Consider the following 15,610-nt stretch of genomic DNA (forward strand, 5'->3'; position numbering starts at 1 on the left):
GTTTCCCTTCCGCATATGGCTGGCCTCTACCTCCACATTCCGTTCTGCAAGCAGGCCTGCCACTACTGCGATTTCCACTTCAGCACCTCAATGGGGCTGAAAGGGCAGTTTGTGGAAGCTTTACTCAAGGAAATGGCCCTGCGGCGCAGCTACCTGCCCGACCCCGATGCCCCGCTTGAAACAATTTATTTTGGGGGTGGCACGCCTTCTCTGCTGACGGGGGAGGAGCTGCGACGGATTTTTGCGGCAATAAATAGTAATTTTACTATATTATCCGGAGCTGAAATCACCCTCGAAGCCAACCCCGACGACCTCACCGCCGCCAAGCTGGCCGAGCTGGCGGCCTCGCCAATCAACCGGCTCAGTATTGGGCTGCAGAGCTTCCACGAGCCACATCTGCGCCTGATGAACCGCGCCCACTCGGCCCGGGAGTCGGGGCAGGCCGTACGGCAGGCCCAGGCGGCCGGCTTTGAGAACATTTCAGTTGACTTGATTTACGGCGTGCCTGCCGCCAGCCACGCCATCTGGGAAGCAGACCTGGCGCGGCTCTTTGAGCTGGGCGTGCCGCACGTTTCGGCCTATGCCCTGACTATTGAGCCCGATACGGCTTTCGGCCGCCGCCTCAGAAAGGGAACCTTCGTGGCCCCGCCCGAGGAGTTTGTGGCCCGGCAATTTGAAATAATGCTCGGCCAGCTGCGCGCTCATGGCTACGAGCAGTACGAAATCAGCAACTTCTGCCAGCCCGGCCGCGAGAGCCGCCACAATGCCAACTATTGGCGCGGCGTGCCCTACCTGGGCCTGGGCCCGAGCGCGCACTCGTTTGACGGCCGCAGCCGGCAATATGCCGTGGCCAGCAACCCCCAGTACGTGGCCGCCGTGCTGGAGCGCGGCGAAGTGCCGCTCACCGTAGAAATCCTTTCGCCGCTAGACCAGGCCAACGAGTACCTGCTCACCAGCCTGCGCACCAGCCGGGGCTGCGACCTGGCCTACCTACGCGACGTGCTGGACCTCAACCTGCTGGCCGGGCGGGCCGACTACCTGGCCAGCCTCACCGCGCAGGGCATGGCCACGCTGGAGCGCGATGTGCTGCGCCTGACCGATGCCGGCAAGCTGCTGGCCGACCACATTACGCTGGCGCTGTTTGCCGATGTGCCGGCCCCCGTAGTGTAGCTTGCGGCGGCAGCCGGGCGGGCCGCCGCTTTTCTTTTGCACCTTAAATTCCCCTGCGCAGCCGTGAAGCTTCTGAGCGATGCCCTGGTTAGTAACGACGACTTTTTTGTGGAGCAGGTCCACATTACGGCCATTGTCTTCGATAATACCGACGACGTAACCGTGTGGGCAACTACGTTTCGCGAAGACGACGACCACTTTTTTCACCTCGGCCTGCCTTTCCACGACCTCGACACGCTGCTGCGCGTAGCCGGCGACCGCGCCGAGGCCCTGGCCGAGGAAGTGGCCGATGCGCTGGCTTCCACCGAGCAGTGGCCTTGCCTGCTCGAATACACGACCGAGGAGTCGCCCCCCGTGCTGCTGCCCGGCGTGGCGCTTAAGCTGGCAGTCACTTTTCCGGCCGATGCCGACGAGGCCGATGACCCCCAGCCGCACAATATATTCTATCTGGAAGGTATTTACGCCCGCCTCAACTCGTAGCCCGCGATAAGTCGGCTGGTCGTGGCCCTCGCAATGACAGCTGGCCCCCAAGCAGCCAATGTGGTATCTTATCCCCGGCCTGGGCGCCGACGAGCGGGTTTTCCGGCGCTTGCGGCTGCAGGCCCCTAGCCGGGTGCTCCAGTGGCTGCCACCGCAAACTCCTACTGAGCCGCTGGCTCACTACGCCGCCCGCCTGGCCGAAGCCGTGCCGGCTGGGCAGCCGTGCTGGGTCGTGGGCGTATCATTTGGGGGCCTGCTGGCCCAGGAAATCGGCCGCCTGCGGCCGTTGGCGCGGGTAGTGCTCATTTCCAGCCTCGGCAGCCCGACCGATTTGCCACTGCTGCTGCGCCTGGCCGGGGCCACGGGCCTGCATCGACTGGTGCCCTTCGGGCTGCTCGGGCGCCTGCCCCGGCTGGCGCAGTGGTTTTTTGGGGCGCGGGATGGCTGCGAGTTTCGGCTGCTGCGCCAGATACTGCGCGATACCGACCCCGGCTTCGCTCGCTGGGCCACTGCGCAGCTGCTGGCCTGGCGCGGGCCCGGCTTGCCGGCCGTAGTGCGCCTGCACGGCTCCCGCGACCACCTGCTGCCGGCCGGGAGCGCCCCTGTCGACTTTAAGCTGGCCGGCGCGGGGCATTTTCTTATCGTTAGCCACGCCGCCCAGGTGAGCCGCATACTGAATGAGCTGGCGCAGCCGTAAATAAAAAATGCCGGCCCGTGTGCTTTCCAAGTATAAATCAGTAAATTAGCGGCAATTATAACCCGTTATTTTATAAGCTGATGGGGCAACGCTACTTTTTACTGACGACCATCTTAGGTAGTGGCCTGCTACTGGCTACGGGCGCTCGCGGCCAGGCGCAGCAGCCGGCCGCCGATTCGGTGCAGCACCCCCCGAAGCTGCTTCTAAAGGCCGGTCTGCGCCTTACCCACCTGCGCTACACGCACGATAGCCAGTCGTGGCAATTATTGCTGCCGCTTTCCCTTGGTGCCGAGTATCGGGTGGCACCCCGCGCCAGCTTCTACACGCAGTTTGAGGCCGATATGCTAACTACTTACACTGCTGCCCGGCGGCGGGGCGGCCAGCGTGGGGGCCTGCCGGCTGCCTCGCTGGCCATAGGGGTGCGCTACTACTACGGCCACGCGCATCAGGCGGCGCCCGTATTTGGCCGCTACCTGACCCTGGAAGGCAGCGCCGATTGGGAACAGCTGGCGGCTCCCGGCGTGGTGGTTATGGGCGGTGGCCGCAGGCGCAGCACGCCCGCTGCGCTTACGCCCGGCGTGTATGTGCTTTGGGGGGTGCAGCACCGCCTGCACCCGCACCTGCTGTATGACCTCAATGCCGGGGCGGGGATGCTGGCTCCGGCCTACTATAATTTTGAGCGCCTTGGCGGCACCAGCCACTGGAACCTGGGCGGTCAGGTAAATATTCGGCTCTACTTTGGCAATTGAAAGCCAGGCGTTTGCTGCGCTGCCGGCTGGCTGCTCCATGGGTACTGACTTCAGAAAGAGCCTGGCCGAGTCAGCACCAACGCAAAAAGGGCTGCTTCTGACGAAGCAACCCTTTTCGGTAAACGAAGCGGCAATTAAGCAGCAGCGGCTTCCGTAGCGGCCGGTACTACCGATACGAACGAACGCTCGTCGCGGCCTTTCTTGAACTGCACCGTGCCATCGACCAGCGCAAACAGCGTGTGGTCTTTGCCGATGCCGACGTTGATGCCGGGGTGGTGCTTGGTACCACGCTGACGCACGATGATATTGCCGGCGATGAGCGACTGACCACCGAAGATTTTCACGCCGAGGCGCTTGCTATGCGATTCACGGCCGTTGTTAGACGAGCCGACGCCTTTTTTGTGTGCCATGTTGTTGAGATATTGAAAAATTAAAAATCATGAATTTAAAATAGGCTGGCCCGCTATTGCAGGGTCTATTTCTAACTCTTAATTTTTAACTGGCCTTAGCCAATGCTGTTAATCATTACTTTGGTGAACTGCTGGCGGTGGCCATTCAGCTTCTTGTAACCCTTGCGGCGCTTCTTCTTGAATACCAGGACCTTGTCGCCCTGGACGTGGGCCATGATGGTGCCTTTTACAGCAACGCTCAGCTCGGGAGCGCCGATGCTGATAGTGCCGTTATCATCGGTCAGCAGGGCATTGCCCAACTCTACCGAGTCACCGACATTGCCGGCCAGACGCTGGGCGTAAACAAATTTATTAGCCTCAACCTTAGTCTGTTGGCCGGCGATATTGACAATGGCGTACATCTTATTTCCGCTGGTGGTTTCTCAAAAGGGAACGCAAAAGTACGGTAGCTTTTCGGTAAAAGCAAGTCTAAGTCGTTAATCTTCATTAACTCCCTAAAAATGGCGCTGCTTAAAGTACTTTTTAGACTTTAGTAGCTAAGTAGCTGAAAACAAGAAAGTGCCTGATGTGCTCCTGTTTTTGTGGACAACTGACTTTATCCACACTTATAATGTGGATAACTAGCTATGAATCGGCTGTTTTAACGCGTTTGGTTCATGCGTTACTCAGCCTGAGCTGGACAGCTGACGGAAAGCAGGGAAGTATAAACGCTGCTTTTAGCTATGAGGTTGCACGGGTATCTTTGGAAACCAGCCGGGCGGGGGCTGAACAACCGCCAGTGGATTCGGTTAGCCCGCTAGCTTGCTTGCCTTTTAACCCCGCAAACCGTTACGTTTTATGGAGCCTCTCCTCGCCGAAAACCCCAACCGTTTCGTCCTCTTTCCCATCCAGAATCCGCAGGTGTGGGAGTTTTACAAAAAGGCGGAAGCCTCGTTCTGGACGGCCGAGGAAATCGACCTCTCGCAAGACCAGAAAGACTGGAACGGCCTGAACGACAACGAGCGCCACTTCATCAAGCACGTGCTGGCCTTCTTCGCGGCCAGCGACGGCATCGTGAATGAGAATCTGGCCATCAACTTCATGCAGGAAGTGCAGATGCCCGAGGCGCGCTGCTTCTACGGCTTCCAGATTATGATGGAAAACATTCACAGTGAGACCTATTCGCTGCTGATTGATACGTATATCAAAGACCCTAAGGAGAAGGATTACCTCTTCAACGCGCTCGAAACGGTGCCCGCCGTGCAGCGCAAGGGCCAGTGGGCGCTGACCTGGATTAACTCAGAGAATTTTGCTGAGCGCCTCATCGCTTTTGCGGCCGTGGAAGGCATCTTCTTCTCGGGCTCGTTCTGCTCGATTTTCTGGCTGAAAAAGCGCGGCCTGATGCCCGGCCTTACCTTCTCGAACGAGCTGATTTCGCGCGATGAGGGGCTGCACTGCGACTTCGCCTGCCTGCTCTACAGCTACCTGCAACACAAGCTGCCCGAGGCGCGCGTGCAGGCTATTATCCGCGACGCGGTGACGATTGAGCAGGAGTTTGTGACCGACGCGCTGCCGGTGAGCCTTATCGGCATGAACGCCCGCACCATGAGCCAGTACATCGAGTTTGTGGCCGACCGCCTGCTGGTGTCGCTGGGCTGCGCCAAGATTTATAACTCATCTAACCCCTTCGACTTCATGGAGATGATTTCGGTGCAGGGCAAAACCAACTTCTTTGAGAAGCGCGTGGCCGAGTACCAGAAGTCGGGGGTGATGAGCGAGCGGGCCGACAACATGTTTTCGCTCGACGAGGATTTTTAGGGAATTTCTGATAGTCTAGTTATTCGCTGCATTTCGCAATACTTGTGAGCCAGCAACTATGGAAAAAATTCTACTCGGTCTGCTTGGATTTGTGCCACTTATTGTGAATGCACAAAAAAGTGACACAACTTATTACAGACTGGCTATAACCACTGAAAAGTTAGCGACCAGTGAAAGTGATTTGGTAAAGGCAGTTGCCTACTATACACAAGCCATTTCTATGTGTAAAGAGAACTCTGCAGAACTTCATTTTTCTTACGCAAATCGTGGTCAATTAAAGATTCAATTAGGTGACCGTCAAAGTGGTATCGCTGATTTAGTGAAATCAATAAGTATTAAAGTGGTTACCAGTAAAATTTATTGGAGTAAGGATATTGAATATTTTACAAATGAAATGAACGCAATTTCTTATTACCAAATAGGTCTTGCTGAAAGTGAGTTAGGTATGGGACAAGAGAGCTGTATAGCTTTTAGCAGGTCAGGAGAACTGGGCTATGCAGGAGCTTATGAGGCAATTAGGAAATACTGTAAGTAAGACTTTAGCGCGAATTCTGGGTCAGTGTACGGGTTCTGTTCTTGCGTTCGCCTCACCCCCGGCCCCCTCTCCGAAAAGGAGAGGGGGAGCCAGGCTGGCAAAATGTGTATACTGACCCAGAATCCGCGCTAAAGTCTTACTTCAGCCGCGCATCAAACGGGTGGAGCTCTATTGACACCACTCGCAAATTCTGGTGCTCAGGATGCAATGGATTGAGCAGGTAGTTATGCTCGGCGGGCGACTGTGCTGAGGGCACGCGTAGGAGCCAGTATTTTCCTTCTTTAATCCACGCTTCGGTAATGGCAGCCAACTCAGGCGGATAGGGGAGGCTGTACCAGTCAGCAGGTAAGTCGGCGGCTTCAAGCAGCTTTATAGAGGCAGTAGCCGGTATTTCCAGCGTTAGCACCGAATAATCGACTGGCAATATGGGCGAATTGGCCAGCATCTCCAACTTAGCCAGCGACAGGTGTTCAGCAGTGTAGAGAATGGGTGTTCCCTGCCGGTGCCAACGGCCACTATGATAGAGTCCGCCCTGCCCGGTGGTATCTTGGATGTAAGGCTGCTTGCCGAAGCGATAGAGCTTCATTGTAGGTATGGGTGCCAGGCAGGAAAAGGGTGTGTGGTGCTGGCTGATACTACAAAACAAAGCAGCGGTAGCCAGCTACTTCTTTGATAAAGCATTATCAAGAGAAAATTCCCCATTGAATCCGGCCCAGCACTTCCAGTACTTGTTCGCGGCCCAGCGCTGACGCTAGCAGTGCCTGCGGGCGTTCGCCACCCAGTGCTGGGTTTTCGAGCTGAAGCCAGCGGTGGAAGTCTGTTTCGTTCTCAAATACGGCGAGGCCTTTGGCTACTACGGCCGAAAGTTGGATGGCTTTCTCTGCCTCATCGCGGGTCAGAGTGCGGTGAGCTTGCTCGCGCCGGGCTAGGGTACTTTCTGAGATGGAAAGTGCTTCGCTCATTTCCCGGTTGGTAAAGCGCAGGTGCCGCTGCAAATGCCGCACTGCCGCCACGGGTACCCCAGCTACAGCGGCGCGCATCAAGTCGAGACTGTTGCGCACGGGCTGCGGCATCATCGACGGGCCGCCGAGTAGGGTAACCATAGTGGCAGTAGTAGTTTGGAAAGGGATAGCAGTCATTTGCAGGTTGTATAGATGTCAATTGCAGCTAATGTACGTGAAGAAGAGCAATGCACTATTCGGAGTCTGCTTGTGCAAAGCTTTCGAACTGGATTCTTCGGCGATGATGTGCCCCAACCACTGGTTAGTAAAGCGCCTAGAATATACGTCATCGTACTTGCATAATTCGAGACGCTACCTGGCTGTTTTCCCGAAAAACGGCCCCGCGCCCTCATTTTCAGGCTGTGTGGAAAACTTCTAAATTTTTCCCTTTGTGTCCCGAAACTTAGGAACTAATTTCCAGCTTTGAAAGCCACTGCCTTTAGCACGGCAGCTTCTATTTAGTATTCGTTGCTCACCCTAGCACCCTAGATAATATGCTCGTAATCAAACGCGATGGCCGCCGCGAGTCGGTCAAGTTCGACAAAGTCACCGCCCGTATTGAGAAGCTCTGCTACGGGCTGAATCAAAACTTCGTGTCGCCGATTGAAGTGGCTAAAAAGGTCATCGACGGCATCTACGACGGCGTGACGACCATCGAGCTGGACAACCTGGCGGCCGAGACCGCCGCCTCGCTCACGACCCGGCACCCGGACTACGCGATTCTGGCGGCGCGCATCGCGGTGAGCAACCTGCACAAGGTGACCTCGAAGTCGTTTTCGAGCACCATGAAGCGGCTGTATACCTACGAAGACCCCAAGAACGGCGACAACGCCTCGCTGATTGCCAAGGACGTGTGGGAGGTCATTCACAAGCACGCCCACACCCTGGACTCGGCCATCATCTACGACCGCGACTACAACTACGACTTCTTCGGCTTTAAGACCCTGGAGCGCTCGTACCTGCTGCGCCTCGATGGCAAGGTGGTGGAGCGGCCCCAGCACATGCTGATGCGCGTGTCGGTGGGCATTCACAAGGACGATATTGAGTCGGCCATCAAGACCTACAATATGATGTCGGAGCGCTGGATGACCCACGCCACGCCGACCTTGTTCAACGCCGGCACGCCCAAGCCGCAGATGTCGTCGTGCTTCCTGCTCACGATGAAGGACGACTCAATTGAGGGCATTTACGACACCTTGAAGGACTGCGCCCTGATTTCGCAGTCGGCCGGCGGCATCGGGCTGGCCGTGCACAACGTGCGCGCCACGGGCTCCTACATCAAAGGCACCAACGGCAACTCCAACGGCCTGGTGCCGATGCTGAAGGTCTTCAACGATACGGCCCGCTACGTGGACCAGGGCGGCGGCAAGCGCAAGGGCGCCTTCGCCATTTACCTGGAGCCCTGGCACGCCGACGTATTCGAGTTCCTGGACCTGAAAAAGAACCACGGCAAGGAGGAGATGCGCGCCCGCGACTTGTTTTACGCCCTCTGGACGCCCGACCTGTTCATGAAGCGCGTGGAGGCCAACGGCGACTGGACGCTGATGTGCCCCCACGAGTGCCCCGGCCTCGACACCACCTGGGGCCCCGAGTTTGAGAAGCTCTACACCAAGTACGAGCGCGAGGGCCGCGGCCGCCGCACCATCAAGGCGCAGGAGCTGTGGTTTGCCATTCTGGAAAGCCAGACCGAGACGGGCACGCCCTACATGCTCTTCAAGGATGCCGCCAACGGCAAGAGCAACCAGCAGAACCTAGGCACGATTAAGTCGAGCAACCTCTGCACGGAAATAATGGAATATACTGATAAGGATGAGATTGCCGTGTGTAATCTCGCCTCGTTGGCATTGCCCCGCTATTTGGTGGAAGACAGCCATGGCAACGTGACCTTCGACCACCACAAGCTGTTTGAGGTGACTTACCAGACCACGCTGAACCTGAACAAGGTAATCGACGTGAACTACTACCCGGTGCCCGAAACCGAGCGCTCCAACTTCCGCCACCGGCCCATCGGGCTGGGCGTGCAGGGCCTGGCCGATACGTTTATCGCCCTGCGCATGCCCTTCGAGAGCGACGAGGCCAAGGGCCTGAACACGGATATCTTCGAAACTATATATTTCGCGGCTATGACGGCTTCGAAGGACCTCGCCATCAAGGACGGGCACTACGAAACCTTCCCCGGCTCGCCGCTCAGCCAGGGCAAGTTCCAGTTCGACCTCTGGGGCGTGACGCCGCAGTCGGGCCGCTGGGACTGGGACACGCTGCGCGCCCAGGTAATGGAGCACGGCGTGCGCAACTCGCTGCTGGTGGCGCCCATGCCTACCGCCAGCACCGCCCAGATTCTGGGCAACAACGAGTCGTTTGAGCCCTACACCAGCAACATCTACGTGCGGCGCGTGCTCAGCGGCGAGTTTATGGTGGTGAACAAGCACCTGCTGAAGGACCTGGTGAAGCTGGGCCTCTGGAACGAGCAGATGAAGCAGGACATCATCGCGGCCAATGGCTCGGTGCAGAACATCGCTAGGGTGCCCCAGCACATCAAAGACCTGTACAAGACGGTGTGGGAGATTTCGCAGCGCACCATCATCGACATGGCCGCCGACCGGGGCGCCTACATCTGCCAGAGCCAGAGCCTGAACCTGCACGTGCAAAACGTGAACTTCGGCAAGCTCACCAGCATGCACTTCCACAGCTGGAAGCGCGGCCTCAAAACCGGCATGTACTACCTGCGCACCAAAGCCGCCGCCGACGCCATCAAGTTCACGGTGGAAAAGCAAGCCGCCGAAACCCTGGAGCCCCTATACGCCCAGAACCAAAGCGACATGGCCTGCTCGCTAGATAACCCGGACGCCTGCGAGGCCTGCGGGTCGTAGGGGAAGAGTATATCAGGAGTTTAAATAGTATTTTTGCAATACAATCTAAAGGCGGTAAAAATGGAAGCAATTTTCACGGCGATTCTTGAATTAGGCCAGGTACGTCAAGTTCCACAGTTCTTGTTCCTAGATGGGGTGGACCATAGTAGCATGATGGATGTGCGCCGAGCGGTCATTGAGTTTAAAAGCTTTAATCCCTCGGTAAAAGAAATCGACTTTATCATTAACTCACCTGGTGGGTTAGCAGATGCTGCTTACCGCATAATTCGGACCTTGAGGAAGAATTTTGAAACGGTTAATATAGTCGTACCATTTTGGGCTAAGAGCGCGGCTACATTGCTCTCGTTGGGTGGGACGAGAATCATTATGGACGAATTCGGCGAATTTGGTCCGCTGGATGCTCAACTTGCTAAGGAGCGCGATGATAGTCCAGAAATGCTGACTGAAAGTGCGTTAAACGATGAGCACTCGTTAAGCCGTATAGAAACGCGGTTTAAGAACCTGTTCGAAACTACCTATTTAAGGTTGTACGAACACAGCAAGATTAGAATTAATAAGATAGAGTTGGCCAAGCAACTCTTGCAAAATGCAAGTACTTTCTATCTGCCGCTGTTAAAGCAGATTGACCCGTATCGCCTTGGCGAAAAAAGGAGAATTCTTGATATTGGCGGTCAGTACGCTAAAAAGATTCTTGCCCAGTTCAGTCCTGGTATTACTCCAGAAAAAGCGTATCAACTGACCGACTATCTAGTCGATAGTTGCCCTGACCACGGCTATGTCATCGACTACGACATAATGAAGCTTTTGCTTCCTCAAGTGGTAGTTGCTTCCGAAGAACTAGGTCCTGACTACCGGGAGAAGCTTACAGAGCTGTCTAATCTGCTTATCGATATGGTATTTTCTGGTGACAGGACAAGCTATGTTGGCTTTGTAGAAGCACCCGCTCAAGAGGAGGAACCTGTCGAAGCAGGGAGTGGGGAAGCTGAGGGAGGTGACAACATTTTGCCAGGGGAGTCGTTTGTAAACGAAAAATCTGTTAATATTGTCCCACCAATTGTCCCGCCACCAACTTCGCAAAGGAAGATAACTAAGGAGAAGAACCATGAAAACCACGGCAAAACAGACAATCTTGAGCGAGCTGTTACTTCTCGACCCATCAGCGAAAATTAGAATTGCTAACCAGCGAATCGAAGAGTTAGTGAGCAAATCAGAAAAGTCGCGGCTAAAGAGCCAAAAACTTTCTGGTATGGACAAGGTCTACTTCTGCTCAAAGTAGTATTTATCCAAGACTTGAATAATAGCATCCCCAGCCGCTGCCGCCCCCGGTAGCGGCTGACGTGTTTTCGGGGGCTCGCGGGCGGGGCGCACTTGGTACCTTAGCCGCCTGGAAACGCCGGCTTCGGCGGCGGGCTAGCGGGGCGGTACATTTGTATATGTTTGAAAGCTACGAAGTCGATTTCGGCAAAGTCAACCTCAACTGGGCGCACAACGTCCGTATTGAGTTGGAGGAATTGAACGAGCTATTGGAATTATCAGCCCAAGCCTGGCTGTATATAAGCGAAGGCGGCGAGTATGAAATCACTGGCTACACGAAGCTGCATAAGTTCGTGACCGTTACCTTCACGCTGACCGAACACACTGTAGTAGTTGAATCCGTAAATCTCCCCAGCTATGGCCGAATTAGAGAAGTCGTCATTAATCAATTCCTCGCCGCTTAGGCCAGCTGATTACACTAGCCGAGGCGAGTTGGTAGAAGAAGCGGAGCGTCGGCACGTAAGCGGCCCCCTTACGCGGGAACAGTTTCTGGCATTTTTGCTAAAAACTGGTAAGGTGCCACCCGGTACCGCACTAAAGCAAGCATCGTAAGTTTTCCCGGCCGCTGCCGCCCCCGGTAGCGGCTGCCGTGTTTTTGGAGGCTAGCGGGTGGGGCGAAACTTGTTTTCGTGGCCAGCCGTTCTATATTTGCAACAACAAAACCCGCCACGCCTCTAGGTTTCACGACTTACGCGCACCAGGCGGGTTATTTTTTGCCCTTTTATGAAGTATAGAAAGCCCGCGCTGACGCTAACTGACCAAGTGAGTCTGTTGGTAAGCCGAGGCTTGCAGATTGCCAATGTAGGCGCTGCCGAGCGGGAACTGGGACGTCTGAGCTACTATCGCTTAGCGGGGTACTTTCTTTACTTTCAAGGGGGTGCTGGGCACCAGTTTCGGGCAGGCACTACGCTGGAAGAAGTACTGGACCTTGACCATTTCGATGAGGCGTTGCGCCTTCTGCTCTTCAAGGGAATAGTGCCGATTGAAATTGCGCTACGTGCGCAGCTGGCTTATCAGGGGGCACTGAAAGCGGGGCCGTTCTGGTACAAGGACCGGCAGTATACGCTAGGCCGGCGCGACCATAAGGGCCAGGATATTCACAACGGCAACATCCGGCACATTCGTAAGGAAGTGAAGCGCTCGGGCGAAACGTTTATTCAGCACTACTATCATACGTATTCGTCGCCCGCGCTTCCACCTGCCTGGATGGTGTTTGAGGTGGTTTCGTTCGGTACACTCTCAAAAGTGCTCAGTCATTTGCGCCCGGCTATTACCAACGATGTAGCTCGATTTTTTGGCGTGGGCCAGCCAGTATTGGTGAGTTGGATAACGGCTTTATGCAGCTTGCGTAATCGCTGCGCACACCACAGCCGCACCTGGAACCGTAAGCTGACTGTAAAGCCAGTGCTATCTATAAAGGCAGCAAACACTTGGCTAACTGCCGTTCCTCAGACGAATGCCAATCTGTATGGTCTGCTAGCATGTCTTGTTTACTTGTTGCGGGCAGTTGATGAGCAAAAGGGTACTGCTTTTATACAGGAAATGAAGGCACTATTCAGCACGTTTGCCTCCGTACCTGTGCAGGCAATGGGTTTTCCAGTGGGGTGGGAACAGGAAGCCTTGTGGCAGTAACACTAAGCATCCCCAGCCGCTGCCGCCCCCGGTAGCGGCTGCCGTGTTTTTGGGGCTAGCGGGCGGGGCGCACTTGGTACCTTAGCCGCCTGGAAACGCCGGCTTCGGCGGCGGGCTAGCGGGGCGGTAGTTTTGCCGCATGACGCTTCACGACAAGCCGCTAGTTGGGGCACCCAATAAGGTGCAGGATTACTTGCTGAATCCTGACCACCCGGTTGGCGGGGCCAAGGCGCGGTTCTTCCTAGGTATAGGGTATTCGCGGCAGCACTACGAGCAACTGATAGCCGACTTGGTAGCGCACGGCCACAGCGGTACCGTGACGGAGGAAAAAGCGTCGCCCTACGGCGTTAAGTTTGTGGTAGATGGCCCGCTGCTAGCCCCCAACGGCCGAGAGTACCCCATCCGAACCGTGTGGATGGAACAATCACCGGGTATCCACGTTTTGCTAATCACCGCCCACTTACTAGACCGCTGATGAAACCCTTCGTTGAACTAGACACTGTGCAGCTGCAAAAAGACCACCTCGAATGTGGATTGGCAGCGGGCGCGCTTGGTACAGTTGTGTTAGTGCATGCCCAAGGCGAGGCCTACGAAGTAGAGTTTATTGGCCTTGATGGGCACACGCAAGCTGTGCTAACTCTGCCCGCCGCTGAAGTGGCCGCCATCGCGCAGCCGTGGCGGCAGGTTGCTTAATCCGCATCTGAATTCTTAAGTTTCTCAGCCGCTGCCGCCCCCGGTAGCGGCTGCCGTGTTTTCGGGGCTCGCGGGCAAGGCGCACTTGGTAACTTAGCCGCATGGAAACTCCGGCTTCGGCGGTGGGCTAGTAGGATGGTAGCTTTGCGCTATGTTCACGAACTACGATATTGACTTTGGTAAGCTCAATTTGAATTGGCTACATAGCGTCAGTATTGAGCTAGATGAGATAACCAACCTGATAGAAGTATCGGAGCGTGCCCAAACGTATCTACAGGCCAATGGGCAAATTGAGGTAACCGGCTACACGAACCGCCGCAAGTTTATTTCCGTTATTTTACCCATCACCGGGCAGCAGCTCGTTGTCGATGACGTAAACCTCCCTAGTTATGAAACCATCCAAGACGTTATCCTCCGACGACTCGCCGAAGAAACCGAGTGAGCTCTCGATGAATGGCAAAACCCCCGAAGAATGGGAAGCGGGCCGCATCAGCGGGCCGCTTACTAAACGCGAGCTATTTGCCTATTTGAAGAAGATGGGCAAATTGCCACCAACTGCCGAGTACAAGCAGGCTTCGTAGCTTAATTATTGGTTGCCTCACCAGCCGCTGCCGCCTCGGCAGCGGCTGGCGTGTTTTTGGGGGCTAGCGGGCCGGGCGCACTTTATACCTTAGTCGCTCTTAGCTTAGCTGCCAGAAAGCCAGTAACTACCCGCTATTATGAAACAGATTAGCAAGCAGCTCTACCAAATCAGCCTGGGCGCATCCAATGCCTTTGTAATCGAAGACAAGGACTTGACACTGGTCGATACCGGCGTGCCGGGCAGCACCGAGAAGCTGTTTGCGGCTATCCGCAAGGGAGGTAAAAATCCGGACGCCATCAAGCAGATTATTCTTACGCACTGGCACCCCGACCATGCCGGCAGCGCGGCCGACCTAAAACAGCGCCTGGGGGCCCGCGTGTATGCACACGCCGATGAGGCAGCCGCCCTGGAGCAAGGAGGAGCCGAGCGGCCCCGCTACCTGACCCCAGGCGTAAGGAATTGGCTGATTTTTAACATCTTTATTAAGAAAGTGGCGCGGGCAATTCCTGCCGTGAAAATAGACGAGCGGGTGGCTGACAACGACGTGATTCCGGTGGCGGGCGGCGTGCGCGTCATTCATACGCCGGGGCACAGCGCGGGGCACATCGCCTTGCTGCTGGAGCAGGATGGGGTGCTGATTGCCGGGGATATCTGCGCCAATATGTCGGGGCTGGCCTACAGCACCGTGTACGAGGATATGGCGCTGGGCCGGCAGAGCATTTTGAAAGCTGCCGGGTTTTCGTTTGACCAAGCCGTTTTTGGGCACGGCAGCCCCGTGACCAAGCAGGCCAATGCGAAGCTGAAAGAGAAGTTTCAACAGCCCAACCCCTTTGCGGGGAAGCCGCTGAAGCCTGTTTAAGCCATACCACAACAGCGAGCTGCGGCTAGCCGTTGCTATGTCTGGTAGCGGCTGGAGTGTTTGCATGGGAGTAGGAGAGTGGGGTAAGTACTAGCAAGCACCAGCCTTGGCCGCCTACCCACGCAGTAGCTGTGGCGCCTGGTTTAGCGCCCCGATGGCATGGGGCAGAGCCCCGCGCCATCGGGAGCCATTGAGATTTGGTTATTTACCCGCGCAGTAGTTTTGGTGCCTGCCTATGCACCCGTTGCTTGCTTACCTGCGCCGCTTCGTGCCCACCCTCACCGAGGCCGAGTGGCAACTGCTAGCCGGGGCCGTGCGCCCGGCCCACGTGGCGCGGGGCCAGCACTTTGTGCAGGCCGGCAACTACCGGCCCGAAATAGCCCTGCTGCTCCAGGGCTCTTGTCGGCTGTACTACCTGCGCCCGAGTGGCGAGGAGCGCACCACCTATTTCTTCTTCGAAAACCACCTGCTGGCCGACTACCTGAGCTGCCTGCTGGGCCAGCCGAGCCAGCTCAACATTCAGGCCCTGACCGATACGGACCTGGTGGTGTTCGATTACGCGGTGCTGCGGCAGCTCTACGACGAGTGCCCGGCCTACGAGCGGTTTGGCCGGGTGCTGGCCGAGTACCACCTGCTGGGCACCGATGCCCGCCTCACCGAGCAGCTGATACTCTCGCCCGAGGAGCGCTACCGGGCGCTGCTGGCCAGCGGCAAAACCAAGATTCTGGAGCGCATTCCGCAGCACCTGGTGGCCAATTACCTCGGCGTCACGCCCGTGTCGCTGAGCCGCATTCGGGCGCGGGTGGCGCGGGGGCGCTAG

Annotated in this window: 20 protein-coding genes; 16 read left to right on the top strand and 4 right to left on the bottom strand. The window is 56.5% G+C overall.

All coding sequences use genetic code 11. From position 1 onward, the window contains the following. Positions 1-15 precede the first annotated feature (15 nt). The 4 genes from hemW to F6X24_RS06200 all read left to right on the top strand — a co-directional run bounded on the left by hemW (position 16) and on the right by F6X24_RS06200 (position 3,096). Entirely contained in the window at positions 16-1,170 is a 1,155-nt protein-coding gene (gene hemW, locus F6X24_RS06185; protein ID WP_151087175.1) for a radical SAM family heme chaperone HemW, read from the top strand. A gap of 36 nt (positions 1,171-1,206) precedes the next feature. Next, positions 1,207-1,650 (top strand): hypothetical protein, encoded by a 444-nt coding sequence (locus F6X24_RS06190; protein WP_151087176.1) that lies wholly within the window; start codon positions 1,207-1,209, stop codon positions 1,648-1,650. Between the two features lie 58 nt (positions 1,651-1,708). Further along, positions 1,709-2,347: an alpha/beta fold hydrolase gene (locus F6X24_RS06195; protein WP_151087177.1), complete on the top strand. Its 639-nt coding sequence runs from the start codon at positions 1,709-1,711 to the stop codon at positions 2,345-2,347. Between the two features lie 80 nt (positions 2,348-2,427). After that, on the top strand, positions 2,428-3,096 hold the full coding sequence (locus tag F6X24_RS06200; protein ID WP_151087178.1) for a hypothetical protein: 669 nt from the start codon (positions 2,428-2,430) through the stop codon (positions 3,094-3,096). A 134-nt stretch (positions 3,097-3,230) separates the two neighbouring features. Here the strand turns inward: F6X24_RS06200 and rpmA are convergent, their stop codons facing one another. Beyond that, positions 3,231-3,506: a 50S ribosomal protein L27 gene (rpmA, locus tag F6X24_RS06205; RefSeq protein ID WP_151087179.1), complete on the bottom strand. Its 276-nt coding sequence runs from the start codon at positions 3,504-3,506 to the stop codon at positions 3,231-3,233. 95 nt (positions 3,507-3,601) lie between these two features. Continuing rightward, entirely contained in the window at positions 3,602-3,907 is a 306-nt protein-coding gene (gene rplU / locus F6X24_RS06210) for a 50S ribosomal protein L21 (protein ID WP_151087180.1), read from the bottom strand. Between the two features lie 436 nt (positions 3,908-4,343). Between rplU and F6X24_RS06215 the strand changes: the two genes are divergently transcribed. Further along, positions 4,344-5,303, top strand: a complete 960-nt coding sequence (locus tag F6X24_RS06215; RefSeq protein WP_151087181.1) for a ribonucleoside-diphosphate reductase small subunit — start codon at positions 4,344-4,346, stop codon at positions 5,301-5,303. A 58-nt stretch (positions 5,304-5,361) separates the two neighbouring features. Beyond that, positions 5,362-5,838, top strand: a complete 477-nt coding sequence (locus tag F6X24_RS06220; RefSeq protein ID WP_151087182.1) for a tetratricopeptide repeat protein — start codon at positions 5,362-5,364, stop codon at positions 5,836-5,838. Positions 5,839-5,974: 136 nt separating this feature from the next. Here the strand turns inward: F6X24_RS06220 and F6X24_RS06225 are convergent, their stop codons facing one another. Both F6X24_RS06225 and parS read right to left on the bottom strand, forming a co-directional pair. Further along, the gene (locus tag F6X24_RS06225; protein WP_151087183.1) at positions 5,975-6,424 is read right to left on the bottom strand and encodes an RES family NAD+ phosphorylase; all 450 of its coding nucleotides are present in this window, start codon (positions 6,422-6,424) and stop codon (positions 5,975-5,977) included. A 97-nt stretch (positions 6,425-6,521) separates the two neighbouring features. Continuing rightward, on the bottom strand, positions 6,522-6,977 hold the full coding sequence (parS, locus tag F6X24_RS06230; RefSeq protein WP_151087184.1) for a type II RES/Xre toxin-antitoxin system antitoxin: 456 nt from the start codon (positions 6,975-6,977) through the stop codon (positions 6,522-6,524). A gap of 356 nt (positions 6,978-7,333) precedes the next feature. Here parS and F6X24_RS06235 point away from each other — a divergent pair, with 356 nt between their 5' ends. The 10 genes from F6X24_RS06235 (at position 7,334) to F6X24_RS06275 (ending at position 15,610) form a co-directional block, all read left to right on the top strand. Continuing rightward, positions 7,334-9,709 (top strand): ribonucleoside-diphosphate reductase subunit alpha, encoded by a 2,376-nt coding sequence (locus F6X24_RS06235; RefSeq protein WP_151087185.1) that lies wholly within the window; start codon positions 7,334-7,336, stop codon positions 9,707-9,709. A 33-nt stretch (positions 9,710-9,742) separates the two neighbouring features. After that, positions 9,743-10,879, top strand: a complete 1,137-nt coding sequence (locus F6X24_RS06240; RefSeq protein ID WP_151087186.1) for an SDH family Clp fold serine proteinase — start codon at positions 9,743-9,745, stop codon at positions 10,877-10,879. A gap of 263 nt (positions 10,880-11,142) precedes the next feature. Beyond that, positions 11,143-11,427, top strand: a complete 285-nt coding sequence (locus F6X24_RS06245; protein WP_151087187.1) for a hypothetical protein — start codon at positions 11,143-11,145, stop codon at positions 11,425-11,427. A gap of 319 nt (positions 11,428-11,746) precedes the next feature. Next, positions 11,747-12,655, top strand: a complete 909-nt coding sequence (locus F6X24_RS06250) for an Abi family protein (RefSeq protein WP_151087188.1) — start codon at positions 11,747-11,749, stop codon at positions 12,653-12,655. A 139-nt stretch (positions 12,656-12,794) separates the two neighbouring features. Then, positions 12,795-13,130, top strand: a complete 336-nt coding sequence (locus tag F6X24_RS06255) for a DUF6883 domain-containing protein (protein WP_151087189.1) — start codon at positions 12,795-12,797, stop codon at positions 13,128-13,130. Beyond that, entirely contained in the window at positions 13,130-13,348 is a 219-nt protein-coding gene (locus tag F6X24_RS06260; RefSeq protein WP_151087190.1) for a DUF4926 domain-containing protein, read from the top strand. The genes F6X24_RS06255 and F6X24_RS06260 overlap by 1 nt, the downstream gene beginning before the upstream one ends. A gap of 151 nt (positions 13,349-13,499) precedes the next feature. Further along, positions 13,500-13,790, top strand: coding sequence for a hypothetical protein (locus F6X24_RS06265; protein ID WP_151087191.1), 291 nt, complete (start codon positions 13,500-13,502; stop codon positions 13,788-13,790). Positions 13,791-13,797: 7 nt separating this feature from the next. Continuing rightward, entirely contained in the window at positions 13,798-13,929 is a 132-nt protein-coding gene (locus tag F6X24_RS19265) for a hypothetical protein (protein ID WP_262714511.1), read from the top strand. A gap of 138 nt (positions 13,930-14,067) precedes the next feature. Then, a complete protein-coding gene (locus F6X24_RS06270) occupies positions 14,068-14,790 on the top strand; it encodes an MBL fold metallo-hydrolase (RefSeq protein WP_151087192.1) in 723 nt (240 codons plus the stop codon). A 235-nt stretch (positions 14,791-15,025) separates the two neighbouring features. After that, a complete protein-coding gene (locus F6X24_RS06275; RefSeq protein WP_151087193.1) occupies positions 15,026-15,610 on the top strand; it encodes a Crp/Fnr family transcriptional regulator in 585 nt (194 codons plus the stop codon).

Origin of the sequence: Hymenobacter baengnokdamensis (assembly GCF_008728635.1) — a bacterium.
GTDB classification, from domain to species: domain Bacteria; phylum Bacteroidota; class Bacteroidia; order Cytophagales; family Hymenobacteraceae; genus Hymenobacter; species Hymenobacter baengnokdamensis.